This window comes from Adlercreutzia aquisgranensis (assembly GCF_943193145.1).
GTDB classification, from domain to species: Bacteria; Actinomycetota; Coriobacteriia; order Coriobacteriales; family Eggerthellaceae; genus Xiamenia; species Xiamenia aquisgranensis.
In genome coordinates this window covers 26,408-40,458 of sequence record NZ_CALPDA010000003.1, presented here as the reverse complement: position 1 = coordinate 40,458, position 14,051 = coordinate 26,408, and the positions used below count along the sequence as shown (strand labels likewise).

General features: G+C 65.6%; 11 protein-coding genes. 3 read left to right on the top strand and 8 right to left on the bottom strand.

Going from position 1 to position 14,051, the window contains the following annotated elements; translation table 11 throughout:
* The first annotated feature begins 101 nt into the window (after nt 1-101).
* Nucleotides 102-1,787 carry a helix-turn-helix transcriptional regulator gene (locus NFR41_RS02275; RefSeq protein WP_251230556.1) on the top strand — a complete coding sequence of 562 codons (1,686 nt, stop codon included), beginning with the start codon at nt 102-104 and terminating at the stop codon, nt 1,785-1,787.
* A 208-nt stretch (nt 1,788-1,995) separates the two neighbouring features.
* Here NFR41_RS02275 and NFR41_RS02270 read toward each other — a convergent pair whose 3' ends face one another.
* A complete protein-coding gene (locus NFR41_RS02270) occupies nt 1,996-3,492 on the bottom strand; it encodes an FAD-dependent oxidoreductase (protein ID WP_251230555.1) in 1,497 nt (498 codons plus the stop codon).
* Nucleotides 3,493-3,591: 99 nt separating this feature from the next.
* Complete coding sequence (locus NFR41_RS02265) at nt 3,592-4,071, bottom strand: FMN-binding protein (RefSeq protein WP_251230554.1); 480 nt, start codon at nt 4,069-4,071, stop codon at nt 3,592-3,594.
* Nucleotides 4,072-4,528: 457 nt separating this feature from the next.
* Here NFR41_RS02265 and NFR41_RS02260 point away from each other — a divergent pair, with 457 nt between their 5' ends.
* Nucleotides 4,529-5,977, top strand: coding sequence for a helix-turn-helix transcriptional regulator (locus tag NFR41_RS02260; RefSeq protein WP_251230553.1), 1,449 nt, complete (start codon nt 4,529-4,531; stop codon nt 5,975-5,977).
* A 435-nt stretch (nt 5,978-6,412) separates the two neighbouring features.
* On the opposite strand, the gene NFR41_RS02255 is transcribed toward NFR41_RS02260, so the two are convergent.
* Complete coding sequence (locus NFR41_RS02255) at nt 6,413-7,591, bottom strand: pyridoxal phosphate-dependent aminotransferase (protein ID WP_251230552.1); 1,179 nt, start codon at nt 7,589-7,591, stop codon at nt 6,413-6,415.
* 307 nt (nt 7,592-7,898) lie between these two features.
* Between NFR41_RS02255 and NFR41_RS02250 the strand changes: the two genes are divergently transcribed.
* On the top strand, nt 7,899-8,342 hold the full coding sequence (locus NFR41_RS02250; RefSeq protein WP_251230551.1) for a universal stress protein: 444 nt from the start codon (nt 7,899-7,901) through the stop codon (nt 8,340-8,342).
* A gap of 446 nt (nt 8,343-8,788) precedes the next feature.
* On the opposite strand, the gene NFR41_RS02245 is transcribed toward NFR41_RS02250, so the two are convergent.
* From NFR41_RS02245 to NFR41_RS10480, 5 genes are all read right to left on the bottom strand, one after another.
* Nucleotides 8,789-9,517 (bottom strand): ferric reductase-like transmembrane domain-containing protein, encoded by a 729-nt coding sequence (locus tag NFR41_RS02245; RefSeq protein WP_160212598.1) that lies wholly within the window; start codon nt 9,515-9,517, stop codon nt 8,789-8,791.
* Between the two features lie 626 nt (nt 9,518-10,143).
* Nucleotides 10,144-11,346, bottom strand: a complete 1,203-nt coding sequence (rsgA, locus tag NFR41_RS02240; protein ID WP_251230550.1) for a ribosome small subunit-dependent GTPase A — start codon at nt 11,344-11,346, stop codon at nt 10,144-10,146.
* Complete coding sequence (locus NFR41_RS02235) at nt 11,347-12,369, bottom strand: hypothetical protein (protein WP_251230549.1); 1,023 nt, start codon at nt 12,367-12,369, stop codon at nt 11,347-11,349. It abuts the gene before it with no gap.
* Entirely contained in the window at nt 12,369-13,886 is a 1,518-nt protein-coding gene (locus tag NFR41_RS02230) for a TrkH family potassium uptake protein (protein WP_251230548.1), read from the bottom strand. Before NFR41_RS02230 ends, NFR41_RS02235 begins: the two co-directional genes overlap by 1 nt.
* 9 nt (nt 13,887-13,895) lie before the next feature.
* Nucleotides 13,896-14,030 carry a hypothetical protein gene (locus tag NFR41_RS10480; protein ID WP_285833841.1) on the bottom strand — a complete coding sequence of 45 codons (135 nt, stop codon included), beginning with the start codon at nt 14,028-14,030 and terminating at the stop codon, nt 13,896-13,898.
* Nucleotides 14,031-14,051 lie beyond the last annotated feature (21 nt).

Sequence of the window (14,051 nt, the reverse complement as noted above, 5' to 3'; positions counted from 1 at the left end):
CGATAACGCGCCCAACCCCTCCAGCCCGGGAGCAGGCGCGAAGCATCGGACCCCGCAGAAGCCGCCTTGGGCGCGCTTTCGCACCGGAAAGCCAGGAGTGCATGAACCGCAGGAAAGCCAACGAAGCGCATCGCCCGCTGCCCGTGCGGGATTCGGCGCCCTCGATCGTTGGCTACGCGCTGCTGCTGGTAGCTTGCCAGCTGACGGAATGGGGCGGCCTGGGGCTTTCGGAGCGCACCTCGCTGGCCCTTGTGCCCATCTTGCAGTACTGGACGGTGCCGCTGCTGGTAGCCATGGGAGCAATGCTGCTGGCCGCCGCTGCGCTCTCGCGCGGAAAGCGCGCTTGCCGGCCGCTGGCGCTAGGTAGCGCCGGGGGCGGCCTTATGGTGGCAGGCGTGCTGTGGATGGCGACATCCACCCTGAGCACGCCGCTGTCCATAACCGTCGACGCCGCAGCCATCGGGGCCGGCACCGGATGTTTGCTGGCCGCCTGGACGTGGGTGTTCAGCCGGCTTTCGGTCCGCGACACCACCATGCGGGTGCTTGGCGCCCTCGTTCTGTACGCGATACTGTTCCTGGCGCTGTCCTTCGCCAGCCTGCCGCTGCGCGAGCTCACCTACTTCGCCTGCGTCGTCGGCTCGGTGGCAGCGCTGGGCGCGGCGTTGCGGAAGAACCCTGCACCCGTCTGCCGCCCAAGGGCCGCGGATGCCCGAAAACACGGGGCAGCCGCAGCCGTCACCCGAAGCCAGCCTGCAGCCGCCGTCGACGACCGTCCCTCCTGGCGCCTGATAGCCCGCAGCGTCAGCCGGCCGCTCTTCTGCGCCGCCGCCACCGCCTTCGCCGTGGCCGTCACCCGCACCATGACGCTGCAGATACACACTGCGCTGGTGGGCGACGCGGGCGTGGCCTGCGTGCTGCTGCTGTCGGCGGGGCTGCTGGCCTACCTGGTGCTTTCGGCCCGACGAGGCAGCGATGAGGGGGCAAGCGGGTTCTCCATCCCCGGTCTGTTCGGCATCGCCTTCCCCATAGTGGCCACGCTGCTGCTGGCGCTGTCGCTGTTCGGAAGCGAGCTGGCGCTGCCCGTAAGCGCCCTCACCTTCGCCTTCTACATGATCATGCAGTCGCTCATGGTGGGCGCCTCGCTAGCCGCCGCGGTGCAGGAGAGACTTCCCATGATGGCGGTGTACGGCCTGTTCGCCGGCTGCGTCTACCTGGTGTTCGCCCTGGCCACCGCGTTGGGAATCTTCCTGTTCGGCATGGACGGCACCTTGTCCTCCACAGCGCCGCTTCTGGCGGGACTGCTGGTACTCTACGTGCTTGCCATGGCCTACGCCCTGGTCAGACGCTCGTCTGCCGCCGAAGAGCGAAAGGTCGGCGCCCGCCCGGGACGCGAGGAAGCCGCCGAAGCGGACAGCACGCGCGCCCATGCCGCACCGGAACCGATCGCCCCCAGAGACAAGTCGGCCGCGCCTGGCGCTGTCGCAAGCCGCACCGCCGGCGAGCACCTTCCCGCCACCTCCGACAACACCGGCGCTACGGCCCCCGAGAGCACCGCCGACCCCATCTCCCAGCGCTGCCAGGTGCTCATCGACCGATTCGAGCTGAGCCCGCGCGAATCGGAGGTGCTGGTGGCCTTCGCCCACGGCCGCAACGTCAGCTACCTGGCTGAAACCCTGGTGCTGTCCCCCAACACCATCCGCACCCACAGCAAGACCCTTTACGCGAAGCTGGACGTGCACAGCAAGCAGGAGCTGCTCGACCTGGTGGAGCGTCAGCCGCTGGCCTAAAGCCCAACGGGAAGCGCAACCGCCAACAAGAAGAGGCCGAACCCCGAAGGGCTCGGCCTCTCGAACAATCTCGGTCCGCACATCCCGCCACCGGTCGCGACGCTCGCACATCCCGCCACCGATCGGGCGCTTGCATGCAGGAGGGATGCTCTTGCAAGCGCCGCCGCGGAAGGGAGAGCCGCGGCGGCGGGACGGTGCGGACGAGCGACTACACCTCGGCGACCAGCGTCTCGGCCACGATCAGGCCAGAAGCAGCCGCAGGAACGATGTCCTCGGTGCCGGCGGTGCAGCCCGCAGCATAGAGGTTCTTGATAGGCTGATCGTTGGCGTCGAGCACGTGCATCTGCTCGTCAACCTTCAGGCCGCCCAAGCTCTTGTAGCGGACGGGCACGTTGCGGATGAAGTAGAACGGCGGCTGCAGCTCCTGCAGGAACAGGGTACGGCCGAATTCGGCATCTTCCTGGGCCTCGCAGATGTCGTGCCAGTTGTCGAAGATACCCTGCACGGTCTCGATGTGCAGGCCCATCTTCTCGGCCAGCTCATCCACGGAGTTCGCGGACTGAATAGCCTCGCCGGCATGCTTGAGCAGCTCCTGGTCCTGGCCGTTCTGGGCAACGTTGTCCCAAATGGTGTACCACTCATGGTAACCGGCGGCGATGGCGCCCGTAGCGGCGTTGTGCACGGCGGTCTCACAGTAGAAGCGCTTGCCGTTGGGCAGCACGCAGATGATCGGGTAGAACGTGCCCAGCATGTGGCCGGCCTCGTAGCGGGGATTCAGGTTGGAGGTGGGGCCCATCTTCCACAGCTGGCCGCCCGCAGCCAGACCAGCGGCAATAGCGTCGCCCTTACGGCCAGACACGATGTTGCCCAGATCGGCATACTCGGGAGCGTAGCGGGTCATCCACTCCTGGTTGGACACGTAGCCGCCAGCAGCCAGGACCACGGCCTTGGCCTTCACGTCGAAGATGCTTCCGTCCTTCTTCGTGAAGCGGGCGCCGCAGATTTCACCGTTCTCGTCGGTGATCAGGGTCTTGAAGGTGGTCTCGAAGGAATACTTCGCGCCGGCCTCCTCCAGCTTCTGATTGATCAGCTGGAACTCGGAGTTCATGGTGCACAGACCGTCCTTCGGGAAGAACGCCTGATGATAGGGGGATTCGCGCAGCGGCTGGAACTCGTAGCCCCAATCGTAGTGCATACGGTCGATGAACTTGCCAGACCACGTCTGCAGCAGCACGGTGAAGTCGAGCGCCGGGTCGCCCTCTTCGTAGTAGGGAGCGAACTTCTCGCGAATCTCTTCGGGAGTGCTGTACTTTTCGGGACGCTCCTCCTGAGTAAGCTTGGCCGTGGAGCACATCTGGCAGGCGGCCGAGTAAATGGCGTCGCCGCCGAAGGTGCCGTTCTGCTCGCAGATGAGCACGTTCTTGCCGGCTGCAGCCGGGTCGATGGCGGCGAACATGCCGGAGATGCCGGCGCCCACGATCAGGATATCCACCTCCTGGGCGAAGTTCACGTCGGCATCGCCCATGGCTATGGCAGCGGCCTTGGCAGGAGCTGCGTCGGCCTGAGTGTTGGCTGCCGCATCGGCGGCCTTGTCGTCTGCGGCCGGGGTTTTCTCGCCGGAAGAGCAGCCCAGCATGCCGCCCGCGATGGCGGCGAAGGCGCCAGCGGTACCCAGCGCGCAGAACTGACGACGATCCATCTTCATGTTGTCTCTCCTTCTCCTTGTAAGGACTATCGGATACGGCCCGTGGTCCCTTCCCTTAAGGTGGGCCGCAGATCCCTTGGTCGGGGTGGCTCAGCGGGGCTACTTCGCCTGGGCCAGCGCCGCGTCGACAGCCTTGCTGACGCCGCCGCTCGTAAGCGTGGCGCCGGTCACGCCGTCGATGTCGGAGCCCTGAGCAGCTTCGATCTGGGCCTTGAAGGTGCCGTCCTCGGCCGCCTCCTTGCCGCCGATGCCCTCGGTCTCGGCGTCGGCCATCACCTCGTCCACGGTGATGACGCCGTCGGCCACGGTCAGCGTGACGGACACGGTGCCGTGAGCTCCCTTGCCCTCGCCGGTGTAGGTGCCGTCCTTGTAGTCGACCTTCGGTTTCGCCTGGGCCTCCTGCTGGCTCTCCGCACCCTCCTCGCCTTCGACGTCAGCCGCCGGCTGCGAGCTTTCCGCAGGGGCGCCGCCTTTCTCCGCGTCTGCAGATCCGGAACCGGTGTTGGATGCGCATCCGCCCAGAAGCGGGCTGACCGACAGCGCCAGAGCACATGCCGTAAGTGCGGTTCTCTTCCTCATTGGACCTCTCTCCCTTTCTTGCGCCGGCCTGAGCCGTGCTGCGAACTCTGCTCGTCCCGCCTGCCTTGCGGCCGCGTTCGATCAGCTCGCCTCACCAGCCTTGCCGGCCCGTCCGTCCCACGTCGAAACCGACGCTCGCGGCAGCGCTCCCTGCGCCGCATCGCGACAGGGCGCATTAAAGCCAGCGGCTCTTCCTAACGTCAATCGGCGCTATGAGGTAAAGCGCAAAATAGTGTGGTAGCCGTTAGGTAGCGGTGAGGTAAAGTTTGAAACACCTACATTGAACAGGAGATATGCTAAAGCCAACCGAAGGCGCGCCGGAAACCTCTCTGCTAAAATGAATCCGTTGCAAAACCGCTACCTACCCTGTTCCAGCGACGCAAAACCGCCTTTACCTCATGAGGTAGCCCTGTCCGCCAGCACTAGCATCCAGCCACCAGCATCCAAGGGGAAGCTCATGCACGACAACATCGCCGGGGAATCCGAAGGGCGCAGAGACGGGCTCACGTCGTCCGCCTACGCCGTGCTCGTCGCAGGCCTGGGCTGCTACATCGGCTGGCAGACCGTGGGCATCTCCCCCACCCTGTTCCCCGCCGCCAACCCCGCAAGCACCGCCGTGCTTGACGTGGGCAACAACCTGGAGACCGCTGTGTTCCTGACGCTTCTGGCGCTTCTGGGCTGGAAAGCGAAGAAGGGCATGAGCCTTGTAGGCTGCAAACCGCTCGCCATCGCCGCGCCACTGCTCTTGTTCGCCGCTACAACAGTCACCTATACATGCGGATGGATCTACGACGAGCCGCTGGGCACCCTGGCCGGCATCGCCCTCGAGGGCACGAAGGCAATCCTGTTCCTGCTGTGGGCCGAATGCCTGGGTCGGGTGCGCTTCCGCAGCTCGCTTCTGTGCGTGGCCCTGGCCTACGCAGTCACCTTTGCCCTGTGCCTACTGGTGACAGTGCTAGAGCCCCTCGCGGCCCTTACCGTGCACGCACTCATGCCCCTTCTGTCCGGCGCGGCGCTGCTCACGCTCCTGCGCGACCGATCGTTCCTGGCCGCGCCGCCGCAGGCCTTCGTCCCCGAAAGCGTCAAGTCCGAGCGCCTCCCCCTGCGCCTGTTCGTGGGCATCGGCATTTTCGGCGCCATCATATCGGTCATCAACGTGCTGTCCGAGTCGAAGTCCTCATCCGCCGAGCTCTACACCCTTTACGCAGGCCTCGCGGTGTCCACGGTAACGGCCCTGGTGGCGGCGCGGCGAGTGGAAAAGTTCGACTTCGGCATGCTCTACCGCCTGACCACGCCGCTTATCGTGGGTAGCGTTATCATCGTGCTGGTACTGGAAAGCGGGCACCAGCAGTACGAGGCCTTCGCCATTGGCGTCAGCTGGTCGTTCTTCCGCATCTTCTCATGGACGCTGTGGTGCTCCATCGCTTCGCGCACCCATTCGCCGTCGGCCTTCGTGTTCGCCGTGGGCCAGGCGACGCTTTCGGTGTTCGCCACCCTGGCCTACCTGTTCTGCGACGGCGTGCTGCCCAACATCCACGCCTCGTTCACGGTCATGGTTGCCGCGGTACTGCTGGTGGCCATTTTGAACTCCATCTTCGTCATGAGTGAAAGCGACGTGCTGCGCTTCTTCCGCCGCCGCACCACCACCCCACGCCGCCGCATGGACGACGAGATCTCGCCGGCAACCTGCGTGGAGAAGGCAGCCGCCGAGTTCGGTCTGTCCAAGCGCGAGGAAGAGATCGCGCTGCTGGTCATGGAGAGCAAGAACAACGCCGTCATCCAAAATCAGCTGTGCATCACCGAAAGCACCCTGCGCACCCATCTGCGCAACATCTACGGCAAGACCTCGGTCCACAGCCGCCAAGAGCTCATAGACCTGCTGTTCTCCTACGCCGAAGAGGAGTAAGGCAACCCCGAGCGAAGCAAGGGCGGGGCGGCAAGCAAGGGCCGGGCAGCGGGAATCCCGCACAATCGGAAGGTTCATCAGGATTTCGTGACGAAGCTGACGATTTTGCTGGCACAGCCGAGGACCGCGCGCGAAGCAAGGTCGGACAACAAGAGCGAGCCCGAGCGAAGCAAGGGCAAGCCCGATCCCGCAAGAGCGAGCCCGAGCGAAGCAAGGGCAAGCCTACCCGCCCATAAGAGCGAGAACGAGCGAAGCGAGAGCGAGCCTACCCTCCCCGCACCCCTCGTAGATGTGGGGCGCGGGGCGTGGGATGCGGTCTGGCGCCTGAGCGATTCCGCAGCAGCAGCGTTCAGCAGGCGCGATAAACACGCGAGGCGAGGACAAGCGAAGGCGCCGGGCCGCATCCCACGCCCCGCGCCGACAGCGCGCCCCGCATCATGCGTAACTCCCCTTCAGGGCCGCAAACGCCGGCATAGCGTTCTCGATAACGTCGCGCCCGACGCAGTAGCTCACCCGCACCCAGCCGTCCACGCCGAAGCTGTTCGACGGAACCAGCAGCAGCTCGAACCCCTTGGCGCGCTCGCTGAACGCCTGGGCATCCTCTTCCAAAGCGCGAACCCACAGGTAGAAGGCCCCTTCGGGCTCAACGAACTCGTAACCCAGCTCGGAAAGGCCCGCGGTCAAGAGCGCGCGGTTCTCGGCGTAGGCGCGCACGTCGGCCGGCACATCAAGGCAGTCGGCCATCACGTGCTGGAACAGCGCAGGGGCGCAGACGAACCCCAGGGCGCGGCCCGCGCCGGCCACAGCCGTGGACACCTCTGCGGCGTCGTCGGCAAGGTCGGACACGTACACGTAGCCGATGCGCTCGCCGGGCAGGCTCAGGCACTTGCTGAAGGAGTAGCACACGATGGTGCGCGGCCAGAGAGCGGGCACGTAGGGCACGTCGGCGCCGTAGGTGATCAGGCGGTAGGGCTCGTCGGCGATCAGGTAGATCTTGCGTCCCAGCTCGGCCTCCTTCTCGGCCAGCAGGGCGGCCAGGGCCTCAAGGCGTTGCCGGCTGTACACCGAGCCCGTGGGGTTGTTCGGCGAGTTGATGATGATGGCGCTCGTGCGCGGCGTGATGGCCGCAGCGAGGGCATCCAGGTCCAGCTGGAAGTCGGGCTGGGTTGCGGGAACCTCCACCAGAGTGCAGCCCGCCGTAGCCACCCACACGGCGTATTCGGGGAAGTAGGGGCTGACCACGATGACCTCGTCGCCCGGCTCGGTCACCGCGGAGATGGCAATGGCCAGAGCCGCCGCAGCTCCAGCCGTCACGTACACGTTGGCCGCCGTGGCCGGCACGCCGTGGGCGCGCGCGATATGGTCGGCCACCGCCTGGCGCACGGACGGGTCGCCTGCGGCGGGAGTGTAGCCGTGCAGAGCCACCGGGTCGGCTTCCATCCAGCGCAGAACCGACTCCTTCACCTGGGGCGGAGCGGGCACACTGGGGTTCCCGATGCTGAAATCGAACACCTTGTCGTCGCCGATTTCGGCCTTGCGCGCCAAGCCGTAGGCGAACAGCTCGCGAATGGCGCTCGGCTCGTTGCCCAGGTTGTACATGCGCTCATTGACCATGGTGCGGCTCCTTGCTCGTCGGCGGTTCTTCGCGCCGACGCTTGCGACCGACGCGGGTCCGTCCATGGTAGCGCAGACGCCCGCGCCCGTCGGCGGAAATCCGAGCACCCGGAAGAAAACGCGCTGTTAGCGAATGCGCTCAGCGCGACAGAACCGAAGCATCCGCAGCACCAGGCCGCCCGACAAGCCCTCAATCCGCCGCCCCTTCTTCGCCAATCGCTTCGGCAACGACGCGAACAGCAGACTGCATCGGCCCGCAAGCGCAGTGCTACAATAGCCCCAGCATCGTCCGAGGAAAGGAACGACTATGGCCCAACGCTACCGCACCGTCTTCGCCGCCCTTGACGGCACGTCCGCCCAGAAGGCCGTGGCCCAGCGCGCCGTCGCCATTGCGGCCAACAACCGCGCCAACCTGGTGTTCGGCCATGTGGTCGACTCCGTCCCTTACGAAGCTTCCGGCGTGAACTTCGAAGCGCTGTGCAGCGACTGCAAGCGACGCATCGAGGAGGAGCTGGCGGGCGTGTTCAACGAAGCCCGCAACAACCCCAACATACCCTCGGTGGATTTCCGGGTAGCAGCCGGACGCATCACCGAAACCCTTGCGTCCCAGCTCATCGAGCCGGCAAGCCCCGACCTCATCGTCTGCGGCGAGCGCGGCCTGTCCAACATCAAGTACGCGTTCGTGGGAAGCGTGTCGACGTTCCTCATCCGCACCATGGACTGCGACGTGCTGGTGGTGAAGCAGCGCTAGACGTCGCTCGGGATAGTTTCGGTCCCAAATGCACGGTTTTGGGACCTTGCAACGCGAAATAAGTCCCAAAACCGTTCAATCGGGACCGATAAAGGGGTCAGGAAGTCCCAAAACCGTGCATTTGGGACCGAAACTCCGGACGGCCTTTGCCCGCGAAGGGCGTTTAATCTCCGAGTAGAAGGTTGCCCGCAAAGGATGCAGGCAAGTGGCCGACGAAAGTGGCGGGCAGGGGCGCGCTGCAAGCGACAGACGGGGCATCGGCGCGGATGCTGCAAGCAACAGGCAGGGGCATCCGCCAGAACACAATGCTGGCGACACGCAGAGGCGCAATGAGCAGCACGCGGCGACGGCGCCAAGGGCACGCCGCAAACTGCTGCCGGAGACGCGGCAGGACGCCGACGCCAACTTGCAAGGCGACGCCCTGTGAACCAGCGGCCATCACCCCCCTACGCGGAAACGGCCGTCTCTTCGTCGAAAGCCGCCACCGGAGCGCCCTCGGTCGCCGTCGCCGCGCGCCTGTCGACCACGGCGCGAGCCACGCGGGCCACCGCATACACGCCGAACAGCACCGTGTACACGCCCACCGTGGTCTGGGCCGCCGCGCCGCCGGCCAGCGCCGAAGGCAGCAGCATCAGAATCAGGTGCACGTACACCAAGCCGAAAAACAGGTAGGCCAACTTCTGCAGGCGCTTCCACGAGTCGGTGCGCATGCGCTTCTTCACCGTCTGGAACGACGTCACGCCCAGCACCAGCAGCAGCACCAGCAGCACCAGCGCCAGCGTCAGCGACGCCAGCACGTTGCCGCTCAGGCCGCCGCCAAGCAGACGCGGAATGTAAGATGCCAGGTAAACCGCCATATGGCCGCACGCCAGAATGCACGCGACAATGGAAAGCTCGGCGCGCACCGGGCGCAGCCAGCGCCCCACTTTCGACTCGGTGCTGAAGCAACCGATGAACATGACCACCACGAACATGGCCAGCGCCACCATGCATTTCTGCACCAGCACCAGAAGCGGCATCCAGATGCTACGCGGCAGCATGCCGAACGAGCCGCACGCGAACAGCACGTCCACGGCGATAGCAAGTCCGTAGAACGCAAGCGGCCATTTGTGAAGCGGATTGCGGAGCGCGAAGCAAACGACGGTGGTGACCGCCAATACGATGATAAACGTCATTGAAGTCCCTTTCCCTAGGAAACGTTTATCTTCCTCGTATGCCGCCCCCGTCATGCTTGGAAGGTATGTGCTTCAGGATAATACCCCATCCCGGAAGAAAAGGCAGCCCCTTTCCGCAAATTGCTCCGGAAGCCAGGCAAAGGGCACGAAGCCGCAAGGGTGGCAGCAGGGGCGCGCCCCCGGCGCACGGCAAGCGGGAACCCCGCAAAATCGACAGCTTCGGCAGCTTTCGGTAGCGAAGCTGCCGATTTTGCGGGCTCTCCATGCCGGGTGCGCCAGGGGTGCCGAGGATGTGTTAGGGGGCGCACGCCGCTGGCGGCGGAGCGGCGGGGCTTGAGCGATTCCGCAGCAGCATCGTTCCGCAGGCGCGGAGAAAGCGCGAAGAAAGCACAGGGCGAAGAGCCCATTATGCGCGATTTCGCCTTCCCGCAGCGAGGTGTCAAGGAGACGCGCACGCCGCAGGCGGCGGGTCGGCGGGGCTTGAGCGATTCCGCAGCAGCATCGTTTCGCAGCCGCGAAGAAAGCGCGAGGCGAGGACAAGCGAAAGCCCTGTCGACCCGCCGTCTGCGGCCTAAGGGAGTATCAGCCAACCGCCACGCCACCAGCGGCCCAAGGGAGCAAGGGCCTTAGCGGCGGCGCTTGCGACTGGTTCGGGCGGCGGCGTTGGTCTTCTTGTCGCTCACTTTTTCGCCGCGGGCGCGCCGCGCCTGTTCGCGACGATTGGCCAAGGCAGCGGTTTCCTGGCGAAGCGCCCGGTAGGAAGCGAACCGCTCCGCCGAAAGCTCGCCGGATTCCACAGCAGCCCGCACAGTGCACCCAGGTTCGTTCTCGTGCTTGCAGTCGCGGAACCGGCACTGCTCGGCCAGGGCCTCCACGTCGGCGAACGCAGCGCCGATGCCCTCGTCGGCGTTCCACAGCCCCAGCCCCCGCACGCCGGGCATGTCCACCACGTAGCCGCCGCCGGGCACGCGCACCATCTCGCGGCTTACCGTGGTATGGCGCCCCTTGCCGTCTTCGCGCACGGGGGTGGTCTCCTGAATGTTGCTGCCCACCAGCATGTTCACCAGGCTCGACTTGCCCACCCCGCTCTTGCCGATCAGCACGGCAGTGGTTCCCTCCCCCACAAGCTCGCGCACGGCCTGCACGCTTTCGGGGTCATGGGACGACACCACCAGCGTGCGCACGTCGGGACCCGCCAGCTGCTGCACCCGCTGGCGCACCTGCTGCACCTGCCGTTCGCTTTCGGCCAAGTCGGCCTTGGTCAGCACCACGGTCACTTCGGCGCCGGTCTCGTAGGCCAGCACCAGCTCGCGCTCAAGCCGGCGCACGTTCACGTCGGAAAGCGGCTGGGCCACGATCACCCGGTCGAAGTTCGCGGCCAGTACCTGGGGGATGGCCCGCTCGGTGGGGTCCTTGCGCACGAAGGCGCGCGTGCGCGGGCGCACCGATTCAATGATGCCTTTGTCATGTCCGAAGGGAACGAGCACATCCACGAAATCGCCCACCACGGCGCGGTAGTCCTTGCCCTTGACCAGCGAAATGGCATGCTCGCAACGCAACGGCGCCCGGTCGGCGCCCGCCCCCAGAAGGCGCACCAGGGGAAACCCGCGGTCGAGCTTAATCACCTGCCCGACGAAGCGCTCGCCCTCTTCGGCACCGTCGCATTCGGAAGACGCCGGCAGCACAGCGTCGTCAGCCACAAACGAAGCCGACTCGCCTACCAAGCCAGACATCTTGCGCCCATCGGCGGCACCTTCCCCCTGCGCTACCCTGGGCTCCTGCCGCCCCGCGCGCTTCTCGGCCGCCTGGGCCTCCTGCGCCTTGCCCATCTAGCGCCGCCTTTCGCGAAGAAAGTAGAACAGGCCCATCATCAGCAGACCTACCGCCACCGCTGCAGCGCCCGGCAGGAAGCTCTCCAGGTCGAAGGGGTCTTCGGTACGCACGCCCTTCTCCACGATGTTCACCACTTCGGCATGCAGGTCGGACACGCCCTCGTGCTCGGCGCACACCAGATGGAAGATGCCACGCACCTGCACGATGGTGCCGCGCACGTTGTAAGCCCCGAAGGTGTCGATGCGCGATGCGGATTCGGCGCTCATGATCACCGCGATGGTGGAGGAGTCGTCGCTGGAGGAAAGGGTGATCCAGCGCTGGCGGCCGCCGAAGGTAGCACGCAGGTTGTCGCCGATGGCCTCGCCCACCACCTGCACCGTCTGGCCGTCGATGTAGGCGTCGGCCGTGCTCAGGTCAGCGATGGAAGTGTCGTAGATAAACGAGCTGTCCGGCAGCTGCTGGGGGTTCACGCGGTTGTCTTCGGCCAGTTCGGGGTCGAGCTCCAGAATGTCCGCCGACGGGCTCTGGACCGGGTCCGCCTCAATGCCGCCCTCGCCCTGGGTGCTCTCCCCGCCCGCTTCGCCACCGGCTCCCTCGGCTGCGCCATCAGCCGCATCGCCCGTGCTACCCGCGCCTTCGGTGTCCTCGTCCTGGGGCGAGGGTTCGCCGTCGCCGGGCGCATCCGCGCCGTCAGCGCCCTCAGCCTGCCCGCTTTCCCCGCCGGCATCGCCCTCCGCCGCCGCGCCGTCGTCGCGAAGCGGCAGGTCATCAGCAGCAGACGGCGCGACGGCCAGCGCGGGCTCAGGATACGTAAGGGCGAGACCGCCAGCGCATGCCAACAAGCAGGCCAGCACCAGCACCGCAACGAAACGCGCGGCGGCACGTCCCGCAAGCGCACGATCCCGCGCACCCGCCAGCGCACCGTCGCACGGCGCCGACGCCGGTATCGCGCGTCCGATGCCTGCCCGCGGTGCGCAAGCCGCCCGCGCCAAACTCGTCCCGTCGCATCGCGCAGCCATCAGCGCCTCCTCCAGCGCCGCGGATCAAGCGACACCGCGATCTGCACGATCAGGGCCAGAAACGTCACGAATTCCAGACGGCCTGCCCACATCTCGAAGATGTAGAACACCTCCAAGGTAGGCGGCATACCCGGAGCCGTAAGCCCAGCGGACAGGCCGCCGTTGCTGGCCATAGCCACCGATTCGAAGATGGACTGAATGGCGTCGTAGCCGTGCGCGATGCCCACCACGGCCCCGATCAGGTAGGTGACCACGTACAGCACGAAGATGGTGGTGGCGGCCTTCACGGTCTCGGGCGTGAGCACGCGCCGGCCCACATGATTGTAATCCACCACCACGCGGGCCGAATCCGGCGCAATATTCTCCTTGATAGTGGCCGCGATGGACTTGAAAATGAACCCGATACGCGCGAACTTGATGCCGCCGGTGGTGGACCCAGCGCTGCCGCCAACGGCCATGAGCAGCGCCACCACCAGGAAGGCGCCCGACGAAAACGCCGTCACCAACTGGTTCGACGTGATGTTCTGAAACCCCGTGGTGGAGAACGCGGAAATAAGCATGAACAAGCCGCGTCGCATCATGGCGGGCAGGCTGTCGAACTCGGCGGTGGCCGTCAGCGACGCCGCGAACACGATAGTCATGATGGCAAGCCAGATGAGCATGGTGCGAATCTCAATATCCCGGAAGAACGAATCCAGCCGCCCGCGCCAGATCTCGGCGTACAGCACGAAGTTCACCGAGCCGCCGATCATGAGCACCATGAGCACAGCCTCGATAGCGAACGAATGGTAGTACAGAACGCTCGTGCTCATAGGGGTGAAACCGCCGGTCATAAAGCCGGAGATAGCTAGCCACAGCGACTGCAGCCCGGCGCGCGGCAGTTCCATGCCGGCGAACAGGCACAGCAGCGTGAGCACGAAGGTGGCCACGAAGATGATGCCCACGGACAGCTTCGCGATGAACTGGGTGGTCTGCACGATGTTGGGCACGATGTGCTCGCTGCGGCCTTCGGACATGTACAGGCTGGCTCCCGAGCGCTTCCCGAACAGACCGAAGGACAGCGCCACCACGATCAGTCCCAAGCCTCCCACCAGGTGCATCATGAAGCGCCACATGTTGTCGGCATTGGAGAGGTGGTCAAGGTCGGTGATGATGCTGGCGCCGGTGGTGGTGATGCCGGAAACGCCGTCGAACAGCGCGTCGAGGTAGCTTACGTACTGGCCGGACAGGTACAGCGGGATGCTGGCCACGAAGGCGAGCACGATCCAGGCGAAGCCGGTGACCACCATGGCCTGCTGGCGGTTGAGCCCCGCCGGGTCGATGCACAGGAAGCGCAGCAGCGAGCCCAGGCACAGCGAGATGCCGATAGTGAGCAGGTAGTGGCTAGCAGGCACCCATTCGCCGCACAGAACGCCGGTGATGAAGGGCACCAGCAGCGCCAGAGACGAGAAAAGCACCAAAACGCCCAGGTAATGGCCGATAACCCGCAGATCGTAGAGCGTGAAGCGCTGCCACATAGCCGCCCGCTACCCGAGAACCACGCGTACCACGATGATGAGCGCCCACAGAAGCAGCAGCAAGCAGATGATGGACAGCAGCACTACCCCCAAACCGTGCAGGGGGGTTGCAATCCGTTGACGGATGTCCAATTTATTCCGCATGACCTCATCTTTTACGCCATT

Bases quoted from the DNA above. Each gene is read 5' to 3' on its own strand.
- rsgA (WP_251230550.1), bottom strand. From the start codon at position 11,346: ATGGGCAAGGCGCAGGAGGCCCAGGCGGCCGAGAAGCGCGCGGGGCGG.
- NFR41_RS02245 (WP_160212598.1), bottom strand. From the start codon at position 9,517: ATGACGTTTATCATCGTATTGGCGGTCACCACCGTCGTTTGCTTCGCG.
- NFR41_RS02255 (WP_251230552.1), bottom strand. From the start codon at position 7,591: ATGGTCAATGAGCGCATGTACAACCTGGGCAACGAGCCGAGCGCCATT.
- NFR41_RS02250 (WP_251230551.1), top strand. From the start codon at position 7,899: ATGGCCCAACGCTACCGCACCGTCTTCGCCGCCCTTGACGGCACGTCC.
- NFR41_RS02265 (WP_251230554.1), bottom strand. From the start codon at position 4,071: ATGAGGAAGAGAACCGCACTTACGGCATGTGCTCTGGCGCTGTCGGTC.
- NFR41_RS02230 (WP_251230548.1), bottom strand. From the start codon at position 13,886: ATGTGGCAGCGCTTCACGCTCTACGATCTGCGGGTTATCGGCCATTAC.
- NFR41_RS02270 (WP_251230555.1), bottom strand. From the start codon at position 3,492: ATGAAGATGGATCGTCGTCAGTTCTGCGCGCTGGGTACCGCTGGCGCC.
- NFR41_RS10480 (WP_285833841.1), bottom strand. From the start codon at position 14,030: ATGCGGAATAAATTGGACATCCGTCAACGGATTGCAACCCCCCTGCAC.
- NFR41_RS02275 (WP_251230556.1), top strand. From the start codon at position 102: ATGAACCGCAGGAAAGCCAACGAAGCGCATCGCCCGCTGCCCGTGCGG.
- NFR41_RS02235 (WP_251230549.1), bottom strand. From the start codon at position 12,369: ATGGCTGCGCGATGCGACGGGACGAGTTTGGCGCGGGCGGCTTGCGCA.
- NFR41_RS02260 (WP_251230553.1), top strand. From the start codon at position 4,529: ATGCACGACAACATCGCCGGGGAATCCGAAGGGCGCAGAGACGGGCTC.